Below are 25189 nucleotides of genomic sequence, written 5' to 3' on the forward strand. Positions count from 1 at the left end.
CATGACAAATATGAACCCTCCCGGACTGATGATCTCGGCGCCCTCCTCTGGCACTGGCAAGACCACCGTAATGCTGGGCCTTCTGCGGGCGCTGGCCGAGGACGGGCTGACCGTGCAGCCCTACAAGAGCGGGCCGGATTATATCGACCCGGCCTTCCACCTCGCAGCGGCCAAACGGCCCAGTTTCAACCTGGACACCTGGGCGATGGACGGCGCGCTGCTGGATGCAGTCACCAGCCAGTCGGCAGGGGCGGAAATCTGCGTCGGTGAAGGCTCCATGGGCCTGTACGATGGTGTGGCGACGCGCGGGCAGTCGGGCTTTGGCTCCTCTGCCGAGACCGCCAAACGAATGGGCTGGCCGGTGGTGCTGGTGATCGACGTGGGCGGCCAGGCGCAGTCGGCGGCGGCAACCGCGCTGGGGTTCAAGAATTATGACCCGGAACTGCCCTTTGCCGGTGTCATTCTGAATCGCGTCGCCAGCCCCCGGCATGAGCGGCTGACGCGGCTGGGGATGGAGAAAGCAGGCATCAAGGTGCTGGGCTCCCTGCCCCGGCGCGGCGATCTGGCGCTGCCGGAGCGGCATCTTGGCCTGATCCAGGCGGTGGAACATCCCGATCTGGAAGCCGCCATCGCTGGCTATGCGGCCTTTCTGCGCGAGAATGTCGATCTCGACGCGATCAAGGCAGCAGCCCTGGCGGGTCCCGCACCCGCGCAGGCCAGTCTGCCGGAACCGCCCGCCCAGCGCATTGCGCTGGCCCGCGATGCGGCGTTTTCCTTCACCTACCCGCATCTTCTGGAAGGCTGGCGCGCGGCGGGGGCAGAGATCCTGCCGTTCTCGCCCCTGGCGGATGAGGCCCCTGCGGCGGATGCCGATCTGGTCTGGCTGCCCGGCGGCTATCCGGAACTGCACGGGCCGGCGCTGGCGGCGGCGGAGACCTTCCGCGCGGGCGTGCGCAAACACGCCGAGACCAAACCGGTGCATGGCGAATGCGGCGGCTACATGGCCTTGGGCGAGGCGCTGATCGACAAGGCAGGCAACCGCCACCGGATGCTGGGCCTCTTGGGTCTTGTGACCTCCTATGAGAAGCGCAAGTTCCACCTCGGCTACCGCCGCGCCATTCTGCAGGCGGGGATGCCGGGCTTTGGCGCAGGCACCGCCCTGCGCGGCCATGAATTCCATTACTCCACCATTCTGGAAGAACCCGACGCGCCCTTGGCGCAGGTCATGGATGCCGACGGCGGCCCGGTGCCCGAGACAGGCTCGATCAAGGGCAACGTCACCGGCACCTTCTTCCACCTGATCACGGGAGAGCGCGCATGAGCGGGTTTGTCTCCTTTGTGTCCTCCGGCCCCGGCGACCCGGAGCTGCTGACCGTCAAGGCGGTGAAGCGGCTGCAGGCGGCGGATGCGATCCTGTTCGACGACCTGTCGTCGGGGCCGATCCTGAGCCATGCCCGCGCCGACGCCGATCTGGTGGGCGTCGGCAAGCGGGCCGGCCGCCCCTCGCCCAAGCAGGACCATGTGAGCCAGCTTTTGGTCGATTACGCCCAGAGCGGCCTTAACGTGGTGCGGCTGAAATCCGGCGATTCCGGTGTCTTCGGACGGCTGGAGGAAGAGATCACCGCCCTGCGTGCGGCCGGCATCGGGTTCGAGATCGTGCCGGGCGTTACCGCGGCCTCGGCGGCGGCGGCGGCGGCGAACATTCCGCTGACCCGGCGGCTGACCGCGCGGCGGCTTCAGTTCATCACCGGCCATGACGTGACCGGCGGGCTGCCCGATGACCTCAACATGGCGGCGCTGGCCGACCCGCACGCCACCACCGTGGTTTACATGGGCAAAAGCACCTTTGCCGCGCTGGCGGAGAAGCTGATGGAGGCGGGACTGCCCGCGGACACCCACGCGCTGGTGGCGCTGGGGGTCTCCACGCCGGAGCAGAAACTGTTTTGCCACAATGTAGGCGAACTGCCCGCGGTGCTGCGCGCGATGGAGACCAAGGCGCCGGTGCTGATCCTCTACGGGCCGCTGGCCGACCAGGAACTGCCCGGCGCATGAGCCTGCCCACCCTCACCCTGTGCCGCACTTGCCGCGACGCGGACCCTGCCCTGTTCGGGCAGCTCGCCGCGGCGCTGGAAGCGGCCGGGGTGAAGGTGCGGCTGCAGCAGGCGGACTGCATGTCCGGCTGCCAAAGGCCGCAGACTCTGGCGGTGCGGCAATGCGGCAAGACCGCCTATCTGTTCGGGGAAATCACCGCCGGGGATCTGCCGGACATCCTCACCTTCCTGCGGATGTACGGCGACAGTCTGGATGGCAATTTTGCCGATGCCCGGCCGCTGGGCCAGCTGCGCTTCAAGGCGATTGCCCGCATCCCGGCTGATCTCGGCTGATCCGCCCGCGGCGGGCAGCGGCACATTCTTTTCCCGCGCCCTGGTGCGCCTTCCCTCAACCAGGAATCCTGTGCCCCGTGACGCGGAAGCACTCCGGATTGGCGGTTTCGTCCTTGACCAGACTCAGCCGCGCGGGGCATTACCAACGGATACGGTGTCTGATGGTGCCTAAGCACTGGGACTGAAACGGGAATGAGGACGGTGGACCAAATCGCGGCACCGAAGCCTCAACCGCCCCCGCGACTGTGAGCGGCGAGCGGCCTGCCATTACCACTGGCGCAAGCCGGGAAGGAGGCAGGCAGCAGCGACCCGCGAGTCAGGAGACCGGCCGTATGGGAACGCAACTTATACCGTCGGGTGTGACGGTGAGGAGGACAAGAAATGACGACCAAGACGCTTAAGGCTTCTGCCGCTGGCACCAGTGTAATTCCGGCTCTGTTTGCCGTGGTTCTGGGGCTGGGGATCATCACGCTGACCGGCCATGTTCAGGCATCCGCCCTGCATGACGCCGCGCATGACGTGCGCCACGCAACCGGCTTCCCCTGCCACTAAGGCCATGTTCAGTCGCATTCTGACCAGCGGCCTGTTCGCTGGTGCTGCAGCAGGGCTGATTACCGCCCTGCTGCAGCTGTATTTCGTGCAGCCCGTGCTGCTCCACGCCGAACTCTATGAGGGCGGCGAGCTGGTGCATTTCGGCGCTGACCCCGTAACCGCGCATCCCGACCTGCCCGGCCTGTTCGCCGAGCCTGTGCGCGATGGCCTCAGCATCGTCTTCACCATGCTGACCTACACCGGTTATGCGCTGGTGATGGCGGCGCTGATGTCCGTGGCCGAGCGCCAGGGCCATGAGATCAGCGCGCGCACCGGCCTCTTGTGGGGTCTCGCGGGCTTCATCACCTTCCACTTTGCGCCCGGCCTGTCGCTGGCGCCGGAAGTGCCGGGTGTCGCTGCCGCTGACGTCGGTGCGCGCCAGATCTGGTGGACGATCACCGTCGCCGCCGCCGGCGTGGCCATGTGGCTGATCGCCTTCGGCGGAAACCTGGTGAGCTACCTGATCGCGGCCCTCTTGCTGATGGCCCCGCATATCATCGGCGCGCCCGAGCCCGAGAGCTTCTCCGGCCCGGTTCCGACCGAGATCGGCGCACTGTTTGCCGCCCGCGCCTTTGGCGTCGGCATGGCCGCCTGGGTGCTGCTGGGAAGCTTTGCCGGATACTTCTGGCAGGCAGAAGGCAAACGCGCAGAAGCTGCCGCCTGATCCTAGCCTGACATGATCCCCGCCGGTCCCAACCGGCGGGGACTTTCATTTCCAAGGATTCCGATATGTCCCGCTCTCTCGCTCTTTTCGCCATCGGCCTGGTGTTCGGCGGCGGCGCCGGTTTTGTGATCGCCGCCGGCAATGGCGTGACCTTTGACGGCCATGACCACGGCGACCCGGCGCACCACGGCGGCACTTCTGCCGGAATGGCGGCGCATGACCATTCCCAATCGGTCAGCCTGCCCGCAGGCCCGGATGCCCCCAGCGTTGCCATCCAGCTGCACAAGGACCCGATGACCGGCTGGAACCTGCAGGTGATCCCGCAGAACTTCCGCTTTGCGCCCGAGAACGCCTCCGCCGCGGACGCGGACGGCGAAGGCCATGCGCATGTCTATGTGAACGGCGAAAAACTCGCCCGGCTTTATGCCGGCTGGATGCATCTGCCCGCCCTGCCCGGCGGAGCCGAGGTCACGGTCTCGCTCAACACCAACAGCCACAGCCAGCTGGTGGTCGACGGCCAGCCGGTGGCGGCCACGCTGACCGTGCCGGCAGGCGGCGAAGGCTCCTGACCGCCATTCCAGGCTTGCAACACCAACGGCGCGGCTCCATAGGGGGCCGTGTTTTCACGTGAAAGGCCCCGTCATGATTGAGCTTTCCCTGATTGGCATCGGCACCGGCAACCCGCAGCACATCACGCTGCAGGCGATTGAGGCGCTGAACGCGCAGGATCTGATCCTGATCCCCAACAAGGGCGCGGGCAAGGACGACCTGGCCGGGCTCAGGCGCGAGATCTGCAACCGCGCGATCAAGGGCGATGGCCCCAAGATCGTGGAGTTTGTCCTGCCGGTGCGCGACGAGGCCACCAAAAGCTACCGCAAGCGGGTGGACGACTGGCACGACGCCATCGCACAGATCTGGTGGCAGACCATCACCGCCAACCTGCCCGACGGCGGCAAGGCCGGGTTTCTGGTCTGGGGCGATCCGTCGCTATACGACAGCACCATGCGGATTGCCGAGCGGCTGAAGAAGCTGGCAGAGATCAAGCTGACGGTGATCCCGGGCATCACCTCGATCCAGGCGCTGACCGCGGCGCATGCCATCCCGGTCAATGAGATCGGCGCGCCCTTCACCATCACGACAGGCCGCCAGCTGCGCGAAAACGGCTGGCCGGACAGCGCGGATACGCTGGTGATCATGCTGGACGGCGAGTGTTCCTTTCAGGCCATTGGCCCGCAGGGGGTAGAGATCTTCTGGACCGCCTATGCCGGGATGGAGAACCAGATTTCCGTCGCCGGGCCGCTGGCGGAGGTCTCGGACAAGATCATTGCAACCCGCGCCAAGGCGCGTGCAGAGCATGGCTGGATCATGGATATCTACCTGCTGCGCAAGGGCTGAGTCCGGCGGCGCACCTGCTGGCGTCTGATGGGCAAGGCTGCTGGGCTGAGTGGCGGGGAGACAGGGATTCGAACCCTGGGAACGCTCTCACGTTCAACGGTTTTCAAGACCGCCGCATTCGACCACTCTGCCACCTCCCCGGTCCGTCAGCGGTTTAGGATGCAACGCTGGGCGAGGCAAGCGGAAATCCGTGCCGCAAGAGAAAACTGCAGCCCCCCGCCGGCCGCGCGGATTTATGCCGTCCTCGCGGGTTTCCCTTGTGCCGCTGCCTGTCAGGGTTTTCATGGCCGGATGTGCAGGCTATCATGCGCCAACCAAGAAGACCGGGCATTCCGGCGGGGGCGCAGAAGCGCCGCGGGCACAGGCAAGGATGAGAGCATGAAAGACACCATGTCGAAAGCAATGACGGCCCCGCGCGCCGCCGCGGCGGCCGTGGGCCTGCTGCTGCTGGCAGGCTGCGAGGACGGGCCGAAACTGGGCTTTCTGCAACCCAAACCCAAGGCCGAAGGCGCCGTCCAGGCCTCCAGCAGCACCAAGCTGGTGGAGCGCGACGTGGAAGCGCCCGAGGTGTTTCAGGTGACTGAAGCGGGCCTGTGGGACGGCCGCCCCTCGATCGGCGGCGTCTGGGTGGCGCATCCCGATACCAAGGATCCGGAGCGGGTGATCATCCGCAACAATGCCAACGGCCAGTTCGTGATCGGCGCGCTGTTCCGGCGCGAGCGGGAAATCCCGGGGCCGCGGCTTCAGGTCTCTTCCGATGCGGCGGCGGCCCTGGGCATGCTGGCCGGGGCGCCGGTGGAGCTGAACGTGACCGCCCTGCGGCGCGAGGAAATCGCGCCGGAACCGCAGTTGGAAGAGCAGGCAGGCGATGGCGCCGCGCTGCCGGAGGCCGCGGATGTGAATGAGGCCGCGCTGGCGGGCAGCGCGATCACCGAAACCCAGCTGGACCCGATCACCGGCGCGGCTGCCGCAATTGACGCCTCCGCCCCGGCGCAGGCCGTGCCTGCCACGGCCGAGCCTGCCGCGGCCCCTGCCCCCAAGCCGCAGAAATCGGCGCTGAACAAACCCTTTATCCAAATCGGCATTTTCAGCGTCGAGGCGAACGCCAAGCGGACCGCCAACGTGATGCGCAGCGCGGGCATGGTGCCGGTGGTGCGGGAACAATCCTCCAGCGGCAAGACGTTCTGGCGCGTGCTGGTCGGCCCGGCACAGAACAAAACCGAACGCAGCCAGCTGCTGAAAAGCGTAAAGGAAACCGGATTTGCGGATGCCTATGCTGTCACTAATTGAACGAAACACCATTTACTTGCGCCACGCTCTGAAATCTTCGCTGCGGCTGGCGCTGGCGGCGGGCCTTGCGCTCAGCCTGCCAGCGCTGCCGGCTGCGGCCTTTGATACCAGCGCGCGCGCGGCTTATGTGCTGGATGCGGGCACCGACACGGTGCTGTTGTCCAAAAACTCCGATGTGCCGCTGCCGCCGGCCTCCATGTCCAAGCTGATGACGCTCTATGTGGCGTTTGAAGCCCTGCGCGACGGGCGGCTGACGCTGGACGAACGGCTGCCGGTGAGCGAGCACGCGATGAGCTATGGCGGCTCCACCATGTTCCTGGACACCACCGACCGGGTCCGGGTCGAGGACCTGCTGCGCGGCATCATCGTGCTGTCGGGCAATGACGCCTGCGTGGTGATCGCCGAGGCGCTGAGCCCCGATGGCACCGAGGCCGGCTTTGCCCGCTACATGACCAAGCGGGCCGAGGATCTGGGCATGACCGCCTCGACCTTTGCCAATTCCAACGGCTGGCCTGCCGCCGGGCACCGGATGTCGGTGCATGATCTGGCGGTCCTGGCCGAGCGGCTGATCGAGGACTTCCCGGAATACTACCCGCTGTTTGCCGAGACCACGTTTGAATTCGACGGCCGCGCGCCATCCAACATCCGCAACCGCAACCCGCTGCTACGGCTGGGCATCGGTGCCGACGGGCTGAAAACCGGCCACACCGAGGAAGCGGGCTATGGCCTGGTCGGTTCCGCCAAACAGGGCGACCGGCGGGTGATTTTCGTGGTCTCGGGCCTCGACACCGAGCGCGGCCGCGCAGAGGAGGCGGAAGCCATCGTTAACTGGTCGTTTCGCCAATTTACCAAAAAGACCGTCGCCAAGGAGGGTATCGCCATCGCCGAAGCCGAGATTTGGCGGGGGGCCGAGCAATCGGTAGGGCTGGTGCCGGCCAAGGATCTGGAAATCCTGCTGCCGTCGCTGTCGGCCAACACTATCCAGGGCGAAGTCGTCTATAACGGCCCGATCGAGGCACCGGTGAAGAAGGGCCAGCGTCTGGCGGAACTGGTGCTGCAGCCGGAGGAACTGCCGGAGGTGCGGCTGCCGCTGGTGGCGCAAAGCGACGTGCCCGCGGGCGGCTTTGTGGTGCGGGTCAAGACCGCGGCGCAGGTGCTGATCAAACAATTCCTGACCGGTCCCGAGGGGGCACTGTGACGGCGGGCGGCAAGCGCGGGTTGTTCATCACCTTCGAAGGCATCGACGGCTCCGGCAAATCGACGCAATGCCGGCTGCTGGCCGAAGCCCTGCGCGCGGCGGGCCGCGATGTGGTGCTGACGCGGGAGCCTGGCGGCTCCCCCGGCGCGGAGGAGATCCGCAGGCTGGTGCTGGAGGGCGATCCTGACCGCTGGTCGGCGGAAACTGAGCTGTTGCTGTTCATGGCGGCGCGGCGGGACCATCTGGAGCGCACCATCGAACCCGCCCTGGCGGCGGGCAAGGTGGTGATCTGCGACCGTTTTGCCGACAGCACGCGGATGTACCAGGGCCTGTCCCGCGGCGACCTGCGCGCGGCGGTGGACCAGATGCACAGGCTGATGATCGGGCGCGAGCCGGACCTGACGCTGCTGATCGATATGGACCCGGCCGAGGGCTTGGCCCGCGCCAAGGGGCGGCAGGGCAAGGAAGAGCGGTTCGAGGATTTCGGCGTGGAACTGCAAGAAAAGATGCGCGCCGGTTTCCTGGCGCTGGCGCAGGAGTTTGCGGACCGTTTCCGGGTGGTCGATGGCGCCCGCCCGGTCGAAGACGTGGCCGCCGACGTGCGCAGGCTGGCAGAAGACGCGCTGGAAGGAACCGCGACATGAGCGCTGGCGACGAGCTGCCGCGCGCCGACCAGGCCGAGGGCGCGCCGCACCCGCGCGAAACCCGGCAACTGATCGGTCAGGAGGCGGCGGAACGCGATTTCCTGACCGCCTACACCTCCGGCCGCCTGCACCACGGCTGGCTGCTGACCGGCCCGCAAGGGGTCGGCAAGGCGACGCTGGCCTGGCGGATTGCGCGGTTTCTGCTGGCCACGCCCCCGGCGGAAGACGGGCTGTTCGGCGCCCCGCCCCCGCCGCAGACGCTGGACATTGACCCCGAGCATCCGGTCTCGCACCGGATTCAGGCGCTGGCAGAACCCGGTCTGGCGCCGATCACCCGCTCCTACGACGACAAGGGCAAGCTGCGCAGCCAGATCGTCGTCGACGACGTCCGCAAGCTGAACCGGTTCTTCGGCCTGTCGGCCACCGATGGCGGGCGGCGGGTGGTGATCGTGGACGCCGCCGACGACATGAACGTCAGCGCCGCCAATGCGCTCTTGAAGATGCTGGAGGAGCCGCCGGCGCGCACCACGATCCTGCTGATCTCGCACCAGCCCTCGCGCCTGCTGCCGACAATCCGCTCCCGCTGCCGCACCCTGCGGCTGGGCCCTTTGTCTGCCCCGGACATGGAAGCTGCACTGGCGCAATCCGGTGTCGAGCTGCCGCAGAACATGGACAATCTCGCGGCCCTCGCGGGCGGGTCGGTCGGCGCGGCGCTGCGGCTGATCAATCTGGGCGGGCTCAAGATCTATGCCGAGCTCGTGCAGATCCTCGATTCAATGCCGCGGCTGGACCGGCAGCGCGCGATGGCCTTGGCCGAAGCGGCGGCGCAGCGCGGCGCGGCGGAGCGGTTTGAGCTGCTGTTGTCGCTGACAGAGATGGCGCTGGCCCGGCTCGCGCGCACCGGCGCAACCGGCGCGCCGCCAGCGCTTGAAGCGGCACCGCAGGAAGCGGCGATGCTGGCGCGGCTGTCTCCCGATCCCCGCAAGGGGCGCGCCTGGGCCGACCTCGCAGCGGAAGTGACCGCCCGCGCCCGCCACGGCCAGGCGGTGAACCTTGACCCCGCGGCGCTTGTCCTAGATACGGTTTTCAAGATGCAGGAAACCGCGTCGCGCTAGGCTTTGGCGCGGCGCTAGCGGCACCAGAGGATACATGACCGAGACGCCCCCCCAGATCACCGACAGCCATTGCCACCTGGACTTTCCCGACTTCGAGGGACGGCTGGACGAGGTGATCGCCAGCGCGGCTGAGGCTGGCGTGTCACGGATGGTGACGATCTGCACCAAGATCAAAAACGAGCCCTCCGTGCGCGCGATTGCCGAGGCGCATGCGCCGGTGTTTTATGCCGCGGGCACCCACCCGATGAGCGCCGCGGAGGAGCCGATGGTTACGGTGGACGAACTGGTGGCGCTGGCCAAGCACCCGAAATTCGTCGGCATCGGTGAGACCGGGCTGGACTATCACTACACCGCGGACAGCGCCGATGTTCAGCAGGAGTCCCTGCGCGTCCATATCGCCGCCGCGCGCGAGACTGGCCTGCCGCTGATTGTCCACGCCCGTGCCGCCGACGACGACATGGCGCGCATCCTGGGCGAAGAGATGAAGAACGGCGCATACAGCTGCGTGATGCACTGTTTCTCCTCCTCCGCAGAACTGGCCAAGGCGGCGCTGGACCTGGGCTTCTACCTGTCGATGTCCGGCATCGCTGCCTTCCCCAAAAGCCAGGAGCTGCGCGACATCTTTGCTGCCGCCCCGGTGGAGCGCATCCTGGTGGAGACCGACGCCCCCTATCTGGCGCCGCCGCCCTATCGCGGCAAGCGCAACCAGCCGGCCTATACCGCCTTTACCGCCAAGGCGGGGGCGGAGGTGTTCGGCATGGACTACGCCGATTTTGCCGCGCAGACGCAGGCGAACTTTGACCGGCTGTTCTGGAAAGCCGCCCAGTATGAGGCCGCCGCCTGATGGCAGAGATGCGCTTTACCATCCTCGGCTCGGGCTCCTCGGGCGGGGTGCCGCGGATTGGCGGCCACTGGGGCGACTGCGACCCGCAGAACCCGAAGAACCGCCGCCGCCGCTGCTCGATGCTGGTGGAGCGTGACGGGCCGGGCGGAACCACCTCGGTGCTGATCGACACCACGCCGGACATGCGCAGCCAGCTGCTGGATGCGGAGGTCAGCCGCCTGGATGCGGTGGTTTACACCCATTCCCATGCCGACCACCTGCACGGGATCGACGATTTGCGCATGGTCTATTTCAACATGCGCCAGCGGATCCCGGTCTATGCCGACGGGGCAACCCAGAACGACCTGCTGAACCGCTTCGGCTATGCCTTTGCGCAGCCCGACAACTCCCCCTATCCGCCGATCCTGGACCTGAAGACCATCGGCGGCCCGTTCACCATTCACGGGCCTGGCGGCGGCATCACGTTCCGCCCGTTCGAGGTCAGCCACGGTTCTATCGACGCGCTTGGGTTCCGCATTGGCGGGCTGGCCTATTTGCCGGATGTGTCGACCATCCCCGACAGTGCCCTGCCGGAACTGGAAGGGCTGGATATCTGGATCCTGGACGGCCTGCGCCGCACCCCGCATCCCACCCATTTCAGCTATCAGGAAGCGCTGGAGTGGTTCGAAAAGATGGCGCCCAAGCGCGGCATCATCACCAACATGCATATCGACATGGATTACGCCACGGTCGAGGCCGAGACCCCGGACCATATCACCCCCGCCTACGACGGGATGGTGATCCGGATGGAGGTCTGAAGGGGCGCACCTCAGCGCCCTTTTTCTTTTGAGGGATTTGAGGAAGCAGCGTGTTTCAAAGCCTGATTGACGTCATCCTGCCGGTGTTTCTGGTTGTCGGTGCGGGCTATGCCGCCACCGCCAGGGGGGTGCTGAGCCAGGACCACATCGAAGGGGTGATGAAATTTGCCCAGGGCTTTGCCATTCCCTGCCTGCTGTTCAAGGCGATGGCGGAACTGGACCTCTCTGCCAGTTTCGATCCCCGGCTGCTGGCAAGCTTTTACACCGGTGCCTTCACCTGCTTTCTGATTGGCGTCTTTGGTGCCCGGATCCTGTTCAAACGGGACTGGGAAGACTGCATCGCCATCGGCTTCTGCTGCCTGTTCTCCAACTCTGTGCTCTTGGGCCTGCCGATCACCGAGCGCGCATTCGGCCCGCACAACCTGACCGGCAATTACGCGATCATCGCCTTTCACTCGCCGTTCTGCTACGGCGTCGGCATCACTGCGATGGAATTTGTGCGCAACCGCGGCGCTGGCGGGATCAGGACCGTGGCCTCGGTGCTGAATGCGATGTTCCGCAATGTGCTGATCCTGGGGATCACGCTGGGGTTTGCGGTCAACTTGTCGGGGCTGACCATTCCGCTGGTGGTGGATGAGGCCCTGTCGCTGATCATCCGCGCCGCCCTGCCCGGCGCGCTGTTTGCCCTGGGCGGGGTGCTGGTGAAATACCGCCCCGAAGGCGATATGCGGGCGATCCTGTTTGTCTGCTTCACCTCGCTGATGATCCACCCGAGCATTGTCTGGACCATGGGATCGGCGCTGGCACTGCCGCAGGATCTGTTCCGCTCGGGCGTATTGAACGCCGCGATGGCGACCGGGTTCAACGGCTATATCTTTGCCAGTATGTACGGGCGGGCCAAGCGGGTGGCGGCCTCGTCGGTGCTGATTGCCACCGGGGCGAGCATCCTGACCGTGTGGTTCTGGCTGCTGATGCTGAGCTGACAGAAAGGTCAGCACCTCTGCCGCAATGTTTCGCGCGCGAAACATTTGGACAGAAAACCTGACCTTATTCTTCAGATTTCATTAAGGAATTTCCGGCGCCCGCAAACGGCCGGCCCAGCCCCCCTACTCGTCCGGCACGTACAGCTGGGAAAAGGCGATGCGGACAGCCTCCGTCGCTTCCTCCCGGCGTTTTTCGATATGGCTGCGCATGGCCGCCGCTGCGGCCTGCGGGGCGCGGGCGGCGATGCCTTCGGCAATCTGCCGGTGCGCCGAGGCGTCCCCCGGCGCCTTGCCCCCGGCCCGGTCGCGCATGCGCTTGAGGTCAATGAGCCGGATATAGCGGGTGCGGCCGTTGAGGTTGTTGAGGATGCGCTGCAGCTCGCTGTTGCCGGAGAGCTGTGCGATGCGGGCGTGGAAGCTTTCATCCATCGCCAGAAGCGCCTCCGGGCCGGTGGCGCTTTCGTACTTCGGCTCCATCCGGTCCAGGTCATCCGCCAGCGCCGCGATATCCTCGTCCGAGGCCCGTGTGCAAGCCAGCCGGACAGCCTCGCATTCCACTGCCACCCGGGCCTCGTACAGGTCCATGATATAGCTGGGGGTCAGCGGGCGGCAGAAGAAGCCGCGGTTGTTCTGGAAGGTCAGGAACCCTTCGGCCACCAGCCGGTTCAGCGCCTCGCGCAGCGGTGTGCGGCTGGCGCCCAGCACCTCGGACAGCGCGCTTTCGTTGATCCGCTGATCCGGCTTGAAGGCAAAATCCGCCGCCATCCGGCGCAGGGCTTCATATACCCGCTCCACATTGCTTTCGCGTTTGGCCATGTTCCCGCCGTTCGTTCAATCCGCCGTGCAGAGTACGGCAGCGGCCGGCCCCGCGCAAGATTGAGTTCGAAGCTGCATACAGTTACCGCGCCGTTGAAGCCGGGCAGCCTGAACCGCCGCCGGAGGGCGGCGCGGATGTCCGGGTCTCAGGACAGGAACGTGACCCCCGGCATCCGGCGGATCAGTTCGGTGTCGGCCATGTAGGTCTCCCCCATCGCATCCACCAGCGGCTGCGACCAGCCCGGCAGGTCGATCTCCTCCTCCACCGCCTCCTCGGAATGGAAGTAGGTCAGGAACAGCTCATGCACCCGCTCCCGCTGCTCTTGGGACAGGCCGGGGCGGCTGGCGAGATAGGCCTCCAGCCGCTCGTACCCCTGCTCGGAAATGATGCCGCGGGTGATGTCCAGCGCGCCGCTGAAGCGAAAACTGCCGCCGAGGCCGGTCACGTCGCCCAGGATGGCGGGCCAGATCACCGGGGTTTCCTCATTGCACCAGACGGTCAGGCGGCAGCCGGGATTGTGCTCCAGAATGTCCGTAACGACATCGGACCAGCGCAGGTTCAGGAAATCCGTGCGCCCGGCGAATTGCTCCCATGTTCTGCCAGACTGCGACCGGAACACAGGCCCGATCAGCGTGGCCGGGTCGCGCAGGCCCAGGAAGAACTCGCACGGGTTGCCGGGAAACGCGTGCCGCAGGGCGGCGGTGTTCTTGCCCGCGTTGCGGAACAGGCGGCCGCCGCTGAGCATCCAGCCGGGCATCCCCAGAAAGGCCGAGTTGGTCAGGATGAGGCGGGACACGTCCTGATCCTTGACGATCGAGGCCAGCAGCGCCTCGCGCTCCTGATCCGTCACCGGCCCCCTGTCCTGCTTGTGCATCAGCTTGGTGACGGCGGTCACATAGGTGCCCGGACGGCGGATCAGCACGCCGCGGTCCAGCAGCGGCTGCGCATCCTTGCGCAGCGACCAGGTCAGCTGGCCGTTGTCGGTATTGGGGGCCCCGATGTGAAAGGCGAGGGTAATGTCCCGCATGGTGCTGTCTGCCTGGTTCATTGTCCTGTCCGGCCGCTGCCTGGTGTCCTTTCTGCGGCAGCGGCCCGGTCCGGCCTGCTGCACCGCTGTTTGCGCGGGTTAGAGCCGCGCCTTCAACCGGCGGAAGAACCGGTCGTCCCGCTGGCGCAGAATATAGTCGCAGACCCGCTGCGCAAGCCGGGGATGGCCGCGGTCCAGCGCCAGGTTTGCCAGCTCCCGCTGGAAGCGGGGAAAGCTGTGCCGTTTGCGCAGCAGGCGGTGGAACTGGTGCGCCGTCAGCCCGCCTGCGATGGCATCGCGGGCAATCTCCTGCAGGATGCCCATCTGCTGCAGCGAAGAGCCCAGCCGGTGCCCCAGCAGCGGACAGCGCCACAGCCTGACATTTTCCCCGGTGAAGCGGGCGGCATGGGCCGCGTCCGGCGCCACATAGGGATCGAACATGATATGCACCTCGCCCGCCGCCTGACTGGCCTGCGCGGCGTCCCCGAAGGGCCCGGAGAAATCCCGGTCCCAGACCTTCTTGTAGCGCATCTCCCAAGGCACCAGGGTCTTGTCGAGGGTGGATTGCGGGCTGATTGCAAACACGATCGACCCCGGCGCCGCGGCAGCATAGGCCGCCGCCGCATAGCCGCCCATCGAGGCGCCGTAGAACACCACCCGCGAAAACTGCGTGAAAAATCCGCTGTCGCGCAGCGCCTCGAACTTGCGGGTGACTTCGGGGTGCCGGAACCAGCTCCAGCCATTGGCCATCACCCCCAGCATCGACCAGCCCTGCGCCTCGATAAAGCCATACCCCCAAGGCCGCCGGTCATCCCGCTTGGTCATTGCGATGTCGAGGTTGTCGAAGGTGACCACCAGCGTCTTGCCGCGCGGCATGAACAAAAAGGAATGCTCCTCCAGCGCGTCAAAGAAACCTTCCTTGCCGGCGAGCGCCTGCGCGGTCTGCGCCCAGCCTTCAGCAGGCTCCGCATCCTCCTGCGGCTCGACAGAGAGCACCGCAAGCCCGTTGCAGCCGTCCTCCGGCAGTTTCAGCGTATTACAGCCGCCGTAAGATTTGAGAAACGGATAGCTGCCGGAGCCCTTGCGGATTTCAAAGACGGCGCGGCTGAGCGGATGCAGCGCCCGGTCTAGCACGTATTTAAGCTTCCGGGGCGCGTGAACGGCGCCGAAACCCTTCAGCGACATCAGGACATCATACTGTCTCAGCCTGTGCGGCTGATCGACCACACGGACGGCCTCGCGGTCGACCCCGCCCAGTTCGAGCCGGGACAGGTATTCTGCCAGCTTCGCCTGTGGAAGAGGGACAAAGGCGCCGCTGCCGTCGAGGCTGACAACGTCGATGGAGCAGCCGTACCGCTGGTGCAGCAAGACGGCCAAACCGGGGGCCTCGCCATTCACATCCGCAACACTTTCGACCTCATCCGCATCCAAGGCGGGGAGAACCGTTTGGTAGTCGAAACCGTTATCCAGCATACTTTTTCAACTGCCATTTTGGAATGCGCCGGAACAGGATCGAGCCGCCGCGACTGACCTGCTGGTCATAACAAAAGCCGCTCTGCGACAGCGCGTCAAAACACTGCTTTATCCCAATTCTCTTAATTTTTCGCGTATGGATCTCCAGGAATATCTTGTCGATCCCGCTCAGATCCGCCGGCGCGAACAGATCGCGCTCGCCGCCTTCGATGTCCACGATTAGCGTGTTGGCCTTGAAGTCCCGGATCAATTTCGACAGGCGGAAGCCCGGAACTTCGATTGCCTTGAGGTAAGGCTCCTCCCCATCCAGCGAAGAAGACCAGAATTGTTCGCGGACATAGAAAGACACCGGGGCTTCGGCTGCCGCATCATTCAGGGCAACGCAGTTTCGCACCTGCGCTGATTGCAGGCCGTTCAGTTCGTGGACGCTGCGGATAAAGGCGCAGAGCGTTGGATCGGCCTCGACACAGAGCACGTTTTCGACCCCGAGATTGACGCCCAGGAACGAAGAAATGAATCCGATCCCGGCCCCCAGCTCGATCACGCGGTCGTCCTTTTCCAGAAACTTCGGAGTGCCAGAGACCTCATCCAGCTCATAGCGGTCCTTGCGGATTGCGCGTTCGATCTTTGAGGTGATGACGCCCGGATCCAGCGGGATTTTCACCCCGTGCGTTTCAAGCATTTCCGTCATTTCTGCTGTGCCTTCCGGGTCAGAACGGTGGAGTATTTTCCGTGCTTTGCCAGCACCTCGACAGCGCCGAAGCTTTTCATCGCGCCGATGCCGCCGGAGCCTTTGCGGATATCCAGCACGATACCGCCGCCCTTGCTGATCTGATTGCGGAACAGATCCTCGTAAGCGCCTACAGGATAATGGAAACCGCAAGACGCCAGGCTGATGACCAGGTCAAAGCTGCCCAGCGCCGCGGTGTCTTCGGTGTTGGGATTGAGGGTGGTGATCTTCTCCGCCGGAACGCCGTTCTTCTCAAGGAATGCCCGGGCGGTTTCCAGACTGGTATAGCCTGCCCCTTCGCCCTGAAAGCCGAAATGGCGGCCATTGCCGTCTTCGATGTCGATCAGCACGATTTCGCAGCCATAGCGGCGATGCAGCAGAAGGCTGGCAAACGCATAGCCGCAGCCGATGTCGGCGGCGCGCTTGGGCGCGATGGCATCGGTGGCGGGAAAAAAGAAGCTGCATTCCCGTTCCGCAATCCGGATCGAACCTTGCAGGATACGGTCCCGCTGCGCCCGGGCTTCCCCCAGCAGGAGCGCCTCGTCGCCTGCCATCCAGTCCCTGATGGTCTGGCCGGAGCGTGCCAGCTCGGAACGCTGCAGCAGAATGTTGGCCGCATCCCGGTCGCTGAACATCGAAAAGTCCAGGGTGGCCGGGTCCATCGCATCTGCACTGGCCTCCTCCGGGTCGGGGGCGGGCTGCAGCAGGTGGCGGGTTTTTTCCGCGTCAATCCGGTGCTTGGCCAGCAGTTCGTGCACATAACACCCCTCGGCCGGCACGCCGCCGTATTTGGCGGCGATATTGCGGAAGCGGCGGCCCCAGAAGTGGATCGAGAGGGTATCGCTGCGGATGTGGTCCCGCGCCTGGTTCGGGCGGTTCGGGTTCAGCACCACGCCTGCCCGCTTGAACGGCACCGGATAAATCACATGGCCCGGGCGGGAATGAGAGATTTCCCCGGTTTCCTGCAAGAACCAGGTCAGCGCATCCGGCCCCCAGACGCCCCAGGGCAGCAGCGAGACGTGAACCCCCTGCCCGGCGTCCTTGAGCGCCTGCAGCTCAGCCTGTTTCTGCGCGCTGTACCAAGGTGGGATGGAGTATTCGTCGCTGGTGAACCGCAGCATCGCCTTGAGCGTCTTGGAGGTCTTGGGCAGCCGCAGCACGCCGTTATTGACCATCGGCTTGTTGTCGGAGATCCAGCCGTGGAAATGCTTGCCCTTGATGTCCCAGGGCTGGCAGCAATAGGCATCGGTGTCGGCCCAGATATAATCGGTCTGGCGCAGCATATGCAGCCGGAAGATATCGGCATGATAGGCCGGGCTGCCGGTCTTGGCGTGGCGGATGATGCGCTCAGCGGGCAAGATGGCGCTGGCATCAGCCACCTGCACGCCATCGGGCACGCCTTTGACCCCCTCATAGGTGAACAGGATCACCTCATGCCCATTGTCCAAAAAGGACTGCAGGCAGAGCTGTTCGAGCCAGCTGAGCTCAGCGCCCACCCAAAGTGACGCAATGGCCGGAAGTGCCATGATACCTGCCCCTTATAAAACCTGATACGCTGGCCGCTTAACCGCGCCTTATTGTTACCGAAAATTACCCCGCCGCCAGAAGGCCTGTCAATCTGCCGGGGCCGCAAGGCCTAATGTGTGGTTTCCCCGCGCGCCACCGTGAACCAGAAGTCGCTGTCCGGATCCTTCCCGGCGATCTCGTCCGGGATCACGCCGGGGCCGCTGAGGAAAACGTTGGCGCCGAAATGCGCGTGCATCCGCGACAGCTTGCGCAGCTTGTCCCCGGTCAGTTCGCGAAACAGCTCCTGCATGTCATCCCGGGTCTTCAGCTCTTCGATCTTCTCGCGGTGCTTGCGGCAGGAGTATTCATGCGCCGCCGCGATCTCCGGATCCGCCAAGAGCCGCGCCATCTCCGCCTCCAGCGCCGGGATCATGCGCTGGATCGAGCGTTCCTCCTCGGCGTTGTTGTTCATCCGGAACCAGTAGGACAGACCCTGGTCGCGGTCGACGTGGTTCACCCGGCCGCGGTCGCGCTTGACCAGGAAGCTTTCGGCGCTGCGCACCGCATAGTGGTTCAGCTGCACCAGGTCATAGCCATAGGTGCTCATCGAAGAGCGCCAGCCGTTGCGGAACATCTCGCGCGGCATGTCCCGGCCGGAGCCGTTGATCCAGCGGATGTCCTCCCACAGCTGCGGCTTCAGCCCCTTGGGCCGGTGGACCCCCAGTTTCTTGAAGATGCCAGAGTTGCGGAACAGCGTCTTGAAGCCCCAGGCCTGATGCGGCTTGCGGGTCACCTCAAAGGCGCAGCGGGTGAAATCGCGCAGGATCAAACCGCCGGTGAAATCGCGCACGTCGTTATTGCCGAACAGCCGCCAGGTCATCGAGATCATGTTGGCATCGCCCGCCGCCGCGAACAGGTCGGCCAGCCGGCCCGCGCCGCGTTTGATGTTGATGAATTCATCCACATCCATGCAGACCAGCCAGTCGGCATCCTTGATAACCGCTTCATCCTCCGCCGCCTGCAGGGCCGCGTGCTGCGGTTTCAGGCCGGAGCCCCGGAACGGGTTTTCGCGGTGCTGCACAAGGCCCTTTTGCTGCAGCATCTGCAGCATGGTGTCGGTGCCGTCGGTGCAGTCGTTGGTGTAGATCAGAAAATCATCCACCCCGATCACCCGGTGATAGGCCAACCACTCCAGGATGAAGGGGCCTTCGTTTTTCATAGTGGTGACAATGGCGGTCCTGGTCTTGCTGCCGCTGCGCTCGACCGCCTGTTCCTCGGGGATGCGCACGGGGTTGGCGCCGAAGTACCCCGTGGCCAGCTCCAGCAGGTCCGGGGTTTCCACCAAGCTGGTTTTCGGCACGATCCTGGACACCGTTTCGGTGGGATGGCGCAGCGCCATGCAACGGTAGAACCGGAGGCCGTCCGCGGGGTCCGGCACAGCCCCCACAACCCGGATCAGGCGCCAGACGCAGTTCGCTGCGGCCTTGGCCGGGGCCAGGCACCAGCGGGGGCGCACACCAGCGGCGTCAAACTGGGTGCAGATATGGTCCGCAAACGAAGCCTCGCTGTCCTTGCGCACCCGCCAGGGGTAGGCCTGCACCCCGCCTAGCCGCACACATCCGCTGGGGGCCTCCGCCGCGCGGTCAAAGACACTGGGGCCGCCGCCGGGGGCCAGCAGATCAAACAAGTCGATATTGGCCACCGCCCGGGCCCGTGCCAGAAAGCGCGCGCGCAGGATCTCGTAGATCAGGAATTCCCCCAGCGGCGCGCGCCAGGGATCTGCGGGCGGGATCTCCATCCGGTCCTTGCCCGGCGCGCCCGGCACGTTGAAGGGGTGCGCCTCCTCCGGCAGTCCGTCCTTGCCCAGGGGCAGTTTGGAATGCACCACCACAACCCGCTGCAGCCCCTTGATGCCCGCCGCCTGCTCCCGCAGGGACTGAATGAACAGCCGGCTCTCCTGCGGCGGCGCCCGGTCGAGGATGACCGCGCCTTGCAGGCCATGCTGCGACGCGTGAAACCGCAGCCATTCCACTGCCGTCTGCACCGTTTCGCCATTGCGCACCGCGGCCAGCACATTCAGGCCCGCAAACAGCTCCGTCTCATCCGGGTGCAGGCCGGTTTCAAACCGCGTGCCGTCAACGGAAACCGCAAGCGGGCTGCGCCCGTCCTGGATCTCCACGTCCAGAACAGGTGCCCCGCCAAAGTTGTGCAGGATCGTTTTGCCGGACCCGGAAGGTATTCCAAGCGCCTGCGGCGGCGTGCCGGATTTGAAAAACAGCCGGGCAAGGCGGCCCTTGCCGCCGGGCATGTCTACCGCGTCCAGCAACACAGCCTGCTGCAAGGACAGCGCGCAAAGCTCGCGTTCAAGGATCCTGCTGTCGGGCTTCCCGTTGTCTGGACTGGACATACTGCTGCTTCACTTTGGGGCGTTATTGGCCCCGGAAGCCGCGCCCCGGGGCAACTGCGCTTATAACCGGCCCGCCAATGTGCCGGAACCAGGAAACGCCGCAGCCCGCCGCCAAATCCGCCGGCCACTGATATTCCAGCAACAGGCCAGCCACGCGCAGCGCCGCACCGGGCTGCGAAGGGGGGTATGATTTTCTTGAAAAGTTGGTGCGGTCGAGAAGAGTTCCACCAAACTCTATCCTCAGCGAGTCGCAACCCGATTTCAACGATATTTTTCAGGAACTTGAGCGATGGAACGACATCCTCAAAGATGACAGGAACATTTTGCGGGGACCAAAGCCATGAGCCGCCCTGCCCCGTTTTCCCTGCGCCTTACACCAGAAGAACGATCTCAGCTTGAAGCCCAAGCTGGGGGCATGCCGCTGGCGTCCTATATCAAGTCCGTGGTTTTTGCCGACGAAGCTCCAAAATATCGTAGTCGGCGGAAACCACCTGTTGCGGAGCAACAGCTATTGGCGGAAGTGCTAGCACGCCTTGCCCAGACAAAGCACGCCAACAACCTCAACCAGATCGCCAAACATCTAAACCTCGGCACATTGGTCATCGATCCTGAATTGGAGGATGATCTCAAACGCGCCGTGGCTGAAGTCGCATGGATGCGTGCAACTCTGATGAAAGCTTTGGGGGTGAAGATATGATCCTCAAAGGTTCGCAACGTGCGGGTGCAAAGGCGCTCGCAGATCACCTTATGAATGAACGTGACAACGATCATGTCACCTGTTTAGAGTTGCGTGGATTTTCATCTGATCAACTTCATGATGCGTTGGCTGAGGCCTACGCCATTTCAAAGGCCACCCGCTGCAAACAGTTCATGTTCTCCCTGAGTTTAAACCCGCCCACAGATCACAACGCTACCGAAGACGAGTTTCTTGAGGCCGCAGATCGCGCAGAAAAGACACTGGGACTGGATGGCCAGCCCCGCGCCATTATCATGCATGAAAAAGAAGGTCGTCGTCATGCTCACGTGGTCTGGTCACGTATCGATGGTGTTGAGCTGAAAGCGATCAACCTTCCGAACTTCAAGAACAAGCTCCGGGATTTGTCTCGTGATCTGTTTCTTGATCATGGCTGGGTATTGCCTGACGGGCTATCCTCGGGGTCAAATCCGTATCCGATCTCACCAACAGCGATGATGAAGATTTTCTTCTGGTAATCTTCCCACTCATCGCAGGCCGTGAAGTAGCCGCCGATATTGGCCTGATTGATGCCCCATGCCTTGGCCAAGGCACAGTCGATGTCATCACCATCGATGAACTGGATTTCGTATTCTACGACGGATTCCCAATGGGCATTCATGTGCCGCTTGGAAATGGTTTGGTACTCCTCAAAGCTTTCAAAGTAAAAACCGATTGCGTCTAGGTCATATGGTTGTGCGTGTAGTTGCGGCATGTCTTTTCTCCTCTCGTATCTGACGGGTTGTGCATGCAACCGTCTGGCTTCCGCCGAGGAGCTGGGGTGCAAGGATCAAAGGTGCCGTAGGCGGGACCAGAACCACGCGGAGCTGCAATGCATATGAAGCGAGCATGGTGAGGACCCACCCTTTGAACCGCGCGGGGACGGCAGTCCTAGTCAGTCATGGGGGTATTGGGGGAGCGGACAGGTTCCCCTGATTGCATATCAAACGCGCTAGCGCATGACATGCGCTGGTATGCGAAATCAAAAAGAGAACGTCTGAGAACAGCTTACTATCTCAACGGTGGCGCTGTCTGTGAAAATTATCTCTAAAGTTGTTGCCTCAAACTCACTTGCGTACTAAACAAGCATATGATTACAAAGCACTTTTCGTCGCCCTTTCACCTCGAAAAGGCACTTCTTAGACCCTGAAGGAGCACTGAGAGTATCACCGTACGACACAAGCACCCCAACAAAAACAACACAACTAAGAAACATTTCTCATGCTTAAGACAATGAACCTCCTGTCACTCACCCAGGCGCAGGAAAATCTGACCTCCGACGGATTCTCCAACTTCACAAAGCACCACGGCATCAAAATAAAGCCTAAGGAAGTTGAAGGTCTCAGAAACTTAGTTCTCCAATTAACCGAAAACGGCAGCAATGCCGCTGATTTCGAAGAATTTCACATTGGGTATGAGATACCACAAATTGGGAAGGAGTTTGACCTCCTAAGGTTCGGTCACAACTTCATACTAAATATTGAACTCAAAAGCAGCAGCACCGAAGAAAAGATACTCAAGCAACTTAAAAGAAACGACTACTACCTGAAATTCATCGGAAGAAGCGCTTACCACCTAACATACGTATCCAACACAAACACGCTATATAACCTCAACGAAAACGGAACTTTAGATCAGGCGGATTTAGCTTACTTGGCTGAGCTGCTAAAGTCACAAGAAGTTGAGATTATTGAAGATGCAAACAAGCTCTTTAACCCATCAGATTATCTAGTATCCCCCTTCAACTCTACAGACAGATTTCTGAATGGAGAATACTTCCTCACCAGCCAGCAAGAGGAAGTACAACTCAATATTCTAAAAACGATTCAGAACACCAAACAAGAGAATTTTATCTCCCTCACTGGTGGCGCAGGAACGGGAAAAACTCTTCTAGCATACGACATCGCTAAACGAGTAATGGATGAAGGAAAAAAATCCCTGATCCTTCACTGCGGTCAAATAAACTCTGGGCAGCGAAATTTAATCGGCTCGGGCTGGACCATCAAGCCGATTAAAAGTTACAAAAGCTGTGACTTTTCAAGCTACGATCTGATCCTGATAGATGAAGCTCAACGTTTATATGAAAATCAACTTGAGCATATCTATATCGAAACCTCCAAAGCCAAAGCGAACTGCCTTTTCTCCTATGACAAGCTGCAAACTCTCGCGCATCGCGAAGAGAAGGAGGATTCAAGCGGAAAGATCTTAAAACTTTGCTCGAAAAACTCCTACAGCCTCTCTGAGAAGATACGATCCAACAAAGAAATCGCAAACTTCATAAAATCACTGCTCGACAATAAAAGAAATTTCGGGAAGACAGAAGGCGGAAATATTCACCTTCGGTATTTCAGCAATCCTGACGATGCAAGATTTTTTCTTACCACATTAGATAGCGAGGAATGGAAGGTACTCAGATTCACACCATCACAATACAAGACAGAATTCCATGAAAGATACTCAGACAACAACCGAATGACTTCTCACGAAGTAATAGGACAGGAATTTGATGGTGTAGCCGTGGTGATCGATAAGTTCTTTACCTACAGCGATGTAGGTAAACTTTTGTACCGTGGTAGCGCCTACTATCTTCCTACAAAAATGCTCTTTCAGAACATTACAAGAGCCAGGAAACGCCTCCTAGTTGTGGTCGTGCAGAATGAAGAACTGCTCGACAGGTGTATGGCTATCACCTAATTTTCTGCCTCGCGATTGCGGATCAAACGCGCAGTTCGCTTGTGCCTGGTTCGGTGCAGGTGGAGAGGCACAGTCTCCAAGCCCTGCGAGCGGGTTCCAAGGGGCGGCGATCTCGCCCTTTGGCCGGGTTCATCTTCGGCAAGCTGACGGCATTCAATCGGCGGACGGTTGACCTATGGGGTGTTGGGGAGAGACGGCTTCTCCCTGAGGAGCGATCAAACAGCGATCTGTTTGCATGGTCGTGCGCTGGCTCAATGCCTGCTCATGACCATCGGCCTAGGGGGATGCAACGGGGGCGCGCAGCGGACCCCCTTGCCAAGATCGTGTGGTACTACCACACACATCTTGCAGCACGACTTAGTGCTGTGAGATGACCGCAGGGATCGCAGCGCTCGGTGTCATCTGACACGCATCTCGCCCCTAGGATGTGAAATAGGATTTCCAATATGGATGACGGATGATAAATTACAGCATGATCGAGTCTATCCAGATTACCGAAAAGTATACACCCTCATACATCGAGAAGCACTTCAGTTCTCTAGAGGGGTTGCACACCTTCTCACTCCAATTCTTCAAAGATGTATCTGAGATATATGATACGCTTACAAGAACACGAAACACTGAGCGTAATCCAACAGGATATTCGATCAACGACGCACCCATCCTTGGTCTCCTCGTCCGCATCTCAAAGCTCCTCAAAGAATGTGTGAAGTATCATGAACAGGACAATGCTGAGGTCATCGCGATCTTCGAGCGTCCACTCATCGAAGCGACAACCCTCGCCAGCTACTTAATGCTGAACGGAGACGCCGTGATCGAAGATTACCGTAAGTGTTCTTACAAGGATCGACTACGAATTTTGAGGGAATTCGAAAGCGGATCCAAATTCTTCGACACCAAGGCAGGAAAGCGTCTACTCGCCTCTGTCAAAGAAAAAATGAAATTTGAAGGCTTGACCAAGGATGATTTTGCGACCCAGAAGAAGAATAGATGGCGTCTCCAAGGCAAGAGCATCCGGGACATTTTTGCAGAGATTGAGCACGACGATCTCTACCCAGCCACCTATGGGATTATGTCTGAATCAATCCATGGTTCTTGGAACGAATCAATGGATTGGGGTCTAGTGCGCAATGACGACGGAACATTCTCTGCGTTCACAGATCATCATCCAGCAGATATCAGATTCGTTACTCCTATCGTACGGTTCACCATTGAGCCTTTTCGTCTTTGGCTTCAGAGGATCGACGTCTACGAAAACGACTTCAAAGAAACAATTGACTGGATCGAGCGGGTAAACACGCGGCTCTTCCACACATTTGATGGCCTTTACAACGGTGAGTACGATGCGAGGAATGGCAAATAGGCTTCCTCTCTCCAAAAAATGTAACATCGTCAAAACACTAGCTCGCTGATCGAGCCGATGAATTTTCCGGAAAAACCATACAAACGCATGATCATCTAGAACACCTTCGCAACACGTGATACGGTTGCGCCAATACCTAAATTCAACGTATAAGTGAGCCCATGTCGGAAGAAATTGGTCAAGTATCGATCTACTTGGCAAAAGAAGGAAACACCTTTGCAAGCGTGCTTCAAGATGAGAAAGTCGAGCCTGAAGGAGATTTTTTCAAGATACGTGGCTCTGTTGCACAAAACCGGTGATTGCCAAGGTTCCCCTTTCCCCGGACAGACTTATCCCGCAGGTTCTGTGATGGGTATGCCGAGCGCGGTGTAGCCGTTCAGAACGGCGATCCGGACCTGGAGTTCTGTGACCTGGCGGTCGAAGTCCCGTGCCATTAGCCGCTGGCCCAGCAGTTTCACGCAATGCATCTTTGTCTCGACGCGGCTCCGGCGGTGGTATCCACTCCAACGTCGCCTGACCTGCCCCCCGCGAAAT

At 62.0% G+C, this 25189-nt stretch carries 26 protein-coding genes, 1 tRNA gene, 1 pseudogene and 1 riboswitch; of the genes and pseudogenes, 19 read left to right on the plus strand and 9 right to left on the minus strand.

Annotated elements, in window-relative coordinates; all coding sequences use genetic code 11:
• Position 1: 1 nt before the first annotated feature.
• The 7 genes from B2P87_RS18930 (at position 2) to cobF (ending at position 5034) form a co-directional block, all read left to right on the plus strand.
• Complete coding sequence (locus B2P87_RS18930; protein WP_141889788.1) at positions 2 to 1321, plus strand: cobyrinate a,c-diamide synthase; 1320 nt, start codon at positions 2 to 4, stop codon at positions 1319 to 1321.
• Positions 1318 to 2052: a uroporphyrinogen-III C-methyltransferase gene (cobA, locus tag B2P87_RS18935; RefSeq protein WP_141889787.1), complete on the plus strand. Its 735-nt coding sequence runs from the start codon at positions 1318 to 1320 to the stop codon at positions 2050 to 2052. Before B2P87_RS18930 ends, cobA begins: the two co-directional genes overlap by 4 nt.
• A complete protein-coding gene (locus B2P87_RS18940) occupies positions 2049 to 2384 on the plus strand; it encodes a DUF1636 family protein (RefSeq protein WP_141889786.1) in 336 nt (111 codons plus the stop codon). The genes cobA and B2P87_RS18940 overlap by 4 nt, the downstream gene beginning before the upstream one ends.
• Before the next feature lie 135 nt (positions 2385 to 2519).
• Positions 2520 to 2731: riboswitch (cobalamin riboswitch) on the plus strand.
• Between the two features lie 34 nt (positions 2732 to 2765).
• Positions 2766 to 2936, plus strand: a complete 171-nt coding sequence (locus tag B2P87_RS18945) for a CbtB domain-containing protein (protein ID WP_082649410.1) — start codon at positions 2766 to 2768, stop codon at positions 2934 to 2936.
• A 4-nt stretch (positions 2937 to 2940) separates the two neighbouring features.
• Entirely contained in the window at positions 2941 to 3639 is a 699-nt protein-coding gene (locus B2P87_RS18950; protein ID WP_141889785.1) for a CbtA family protein, read from the plus strand.
• Between the two features lie 65 nt (positions 3640 to 3704).
• The gene (locus B2P87_RS18955; RefSeq protein ID WP_141889784.1) at positions 3705 to 4208 is read left to right on the plus strand and encodes a hypothetical protein; all 504 of its coding nucleotides are present in this window, start codon (positions 3705 to 3707) and stop codon (positions 4206 to 4208) included.
• A gap of 73 nt (positions 4209 to 4281) precedes the next feature.
• Entirely contained in the window at positions 4282 to 5034 is a 753-nt protein-coding gene (gene cobF, locus B2P87_RS18960; protein ID WP_141889783.1) for a precorrin-6A synthase (deacetylating), read from the plus strand.
• A 50-nt stretch (positions 5035 to 5084) separates the two neighbouring features.
• On the opposite strand, the gene B2P87_RS18965 is transcribed toward cobF, so the two are convergent.
• Positions 5085 to 5174, minus strand: a tRNA-Ser gene (locus B2P87_RS18965).
• A 238-nt stretch (positions 5175 to 5412) separates the two neighbouring features.
• Here B2P87_RS18965 and B2P87_RS18970 point away from each other — a divergent pair.
• From B2P87_RS18970 to B2P87_RS19000, 7 genes are read left to right on the plus strand one after another with little or no spacing between them, the layout of a single operon-like run.
• A complete protein-coding gene (locus B2P87_RS18970) occupies positions 5413 to 6324 on the plus strand; it encodes an SPOR domain-containing protein (RefSeq protein WP_141889782.1) in 912 nt (303 codons plus the stop codon).
• Positions 6308 to 7522 carry a D-alanyl-D-alanine carboxypeptidase family protein gene (locus B2P87_RS18975; RefSeq protein WP_141889781.1) on the plus strand — a complete coding sequence of 405 codons (1215 nt, stop codon included), beginning with the start codon at positions 6308 to 6310 and terminating at the stop codon, positions 7520 to 7522. The genes B2P87_RS18970 and B2P87_RS18975 overlap by 17 nt, the downstream gene beginning before the upstream one ends.
• Complete coding sequence (gene tmk / locus B2P87_RS18980; protein WP_141889780.1) at positions 7519 to 8166, plus strand: dTMP kinase; 648 nt, start codon at positions 7519 to 7521, stop codon at positions 8164 to 8166. The genes B2P87_RS18975 and tmk overlap by 4 nt, the downstream gene beginning before the upstream one ends.
• Positions 8163 to 9281, plus strand: a complete 1119-nt coding sequence (locus B2P87_RS18985; RefSeq protein WP_141889779.1) for a DNA polymerase III subunit delta' — start codon at positions 8163 to 8165, stop codon at positions 9279 to 9281. Before tmk ends, B2P87_RS18985 begins: the two co-directional genes overlap by 4 nt.
• Positions 9282 to 9315: 34 nt before the next feature.
• Positions 9316 to 10125 carry a TatD family hydrolase gene (locus B2P87_RS18990; RefSeq protein ID WP_141889778.1) on the plus strand — a complete coding sequence of 270 codons (810 nt, stop codon included), beginning with the start codon at positions 9316 to 9318 and terminating at the stop codon, positions 10123 to 10125.
• Complete coding sequence (locus B2P87_RS18995) at positions 10125 to 10922, plus strand: MBL fold metallo-hydrolase (RefSeq protein ID WP_141889777.1); 798 nt, start codon at positions 10125 to 10127, stop codon at positions 10920 to 10922. The genes B2P87_RS18990 and B2P87_RS18995 overlap by 1 nt, the downstream gene beginning before the upstream one ends.
• Before the next feature lie 50 nt (positions 10923 to 10972).
• On the plus strand, positions 10973 to 11905 hold the full coding sequence (locus tag B2P87_RS19000; protein ID WP_141889776.1) for an AEC family transporter: 933 nt from the start codon (positions 10973 to 10975) through the stop codon (positions 11903 to 11905).
• 123 nt (positions 11906 to 12028) lie between these two features.
• Here the strand turns inward: B2P87_RS19000 and B2P87_RS19005 are convergent, their stop codons facing one another.
• From B2P87_RS19005 to B2P87_RS19030, 6 genes are all read right to left on the minus strand, one after another.
• Entirely contained in the window at positions 12029 to 12721 is a 693-nt protein-coding gene (locus B2P87_RS19005; protein WP_141889775.1) for a GntR family transcriptional regulator, read from the minus strand.
• A gap of 146 nt (positions 12722 to 12867) precedes the next feature.
• The gene (locus B2P87_RS19010; protein WP_141889774.1) at positions 12868 to 13770 is read right to left on the minus strand and encodes a hypothetical protein; all 903 of its coding nucleotides are present in this window, start codon (positions 13768 to 13770) and stop codon (positions 12868 to 12870) included.
• Between the two features lie 78 nt (positions 13771 to 13848).
• Positions 13849 to 15222 carry a hypothetical protein gene (locus B2P87_RS19015; protein ID WP_141889773.1) on the minus strand — a complete coding sequence of 458 codons (1374 nt, stop codon included), beginning with the start codon at positions 15220 to 15222 and terminating at the stop codon, positions 13849 to 13851.
• Positions 15212 to 15913, minus strand: a complete 702-nt coding sequence (locus B2P87_RS19020; RefSeq protein WP_141889772.1) for an FkbM family methyltransferase — start codon at positions 15911 to 15913, stop codon at positions 15212 to 15214. The genes B2P87_RS19015 and B2P87_RS19020 overlap by 11 nt, the downstream gene beginning before the upstream one ends.
• Entirely contained in the window at positions 15910 to 17478 is a 1569-nt protein-coding gene (locus B2P87_RS19025) for a class I SAM-dependent methyltransferase (protein ID WP_141889771.1), read from the minus strand. Before B2P87_RS19025 ends, B2P87_RS19020 begins: the two co-directional genes overlap by 4 nt.
• Positions 17479 to 17588: 110 nt before the next feature.
• Positions 17589 to 19865 (minus strand): glycosyltransferase family 2 protein, encoded by a 2277-nt coding sequence (locus B2P87_RS19030; RefSeq protein WP_167510240.1) that lies wholly within the window; start codon positions 19863 to 19865, stop codon positions 17589 to 17591.
• A gap of 340 nt (positions 19866 to 20205) precedes the next feature.
• On the opposite strand from B2P87_RS19030, the gene mobC reads away from it, so the two are divergent.
• Positions 20206 to 20562 (plus strand): plasmid mobilization relaxosome protein MobC, encoded by a 357-nt coding sequence (mobC, locus tag B2P87_RS19035; RefSeq protein ID WP_244940779.1) that lies wholly within the window; start codon positions 20206 to 20208, stop codon positions 20560 to 20562.
• Positions 20559 to 21077: a relaxase/mobilization nuclease domain-containing protein gene (locus B2P87_RS19040; protein ID WP_141889770.1), complete on the plus strand. Its 519-nt coding sequence runs from the start codon at positions 20559 to 20561 to the stop codon at positions 21075 to 21077. Before mobC ends, B2P87_RS19040 begins: the two co-directional genes overlap by 4 nt.
• Here B2P87_RS19040 and B2P87_RS19045 read toward each other — a convergent pair.
• Positions 20987 to 21313 (minus strand): hypothetical protein, encoded by a 327-nt coding sequence (locus B2P87_RS19045; RefSeq protein ID WP_208764521.1) that lies wholly within the window; start codon positions 21311 to 21313, stop codon positions 20987 to 20989. The two genes, B2P87_RS19040 and B2P87_RS19045, sit on opposite strands and share 91 nt — an antisense overlap.
• A gap of 506 nt (positions 21314 to 21819) precedes the next feature.
• Between B2P87_RS19045 and B2P87_RS19050 the strand changes: the two genes are divergently transcribed.
• From B2P87_RS19050 to B2P87_RS19060, 3 genes are all read left to right on the plus strand, one after another.
• Positions 21820 to 23292, plus strand: coding sequence for a DNA/RNA helicase domain-containing protein (locus tag B2P87_RS19050; protein ID WP_141889769.1), 1473 nt, complete (start codon positions 21820 to 21822; stop codon positions 23290 to 23292).
• Positions 23293 to 23764: 472 nt separating this feature from the next.
• A complete protein-coding gene (locus tag B2P87_RS19055; RefSeq protein WP_141889768.1) occupies positions 23765 to 24655 on the plus strand; it encodes a DUF5677 domain-containing protein in 891 nt (296 codons plus the stop codon).
• A gap of 161 nt (positions 24656 to 24816) precedes the next feature.
• Positions 24817 to 24954 (plus strand): hypothetical protein, encoded by a 138-nt coding sequence (locus B2P87_RS19060; RefSeq protein WP_167510239.1) that lies wholly within the window; start codon positions 24817 to 24819, stop codon positions 24952 to 24954.
• A 30-nt stretch (positions 24955 to 24984) separates the two neighbouring features.
• Here B2P87_RS19060 and B2P87_RS19065 read toward each other — a convergent pair.
• Positions 24985 to 25189: pseudogene (locus B2P87_RS19065) on the minus strand (IS5/IS1182 family transposase); the annotation flags it as partial.

The organism is Leisingera sp. UBA4491 (genome assembly GCF_002388965.1).
Lineage (GTDB): Bacteria > Pseudomonadota > Alphaproteobacteria > Rhodobacterales > Rhodobacteraceae > Leisingera > Leisingera aquaemixtae.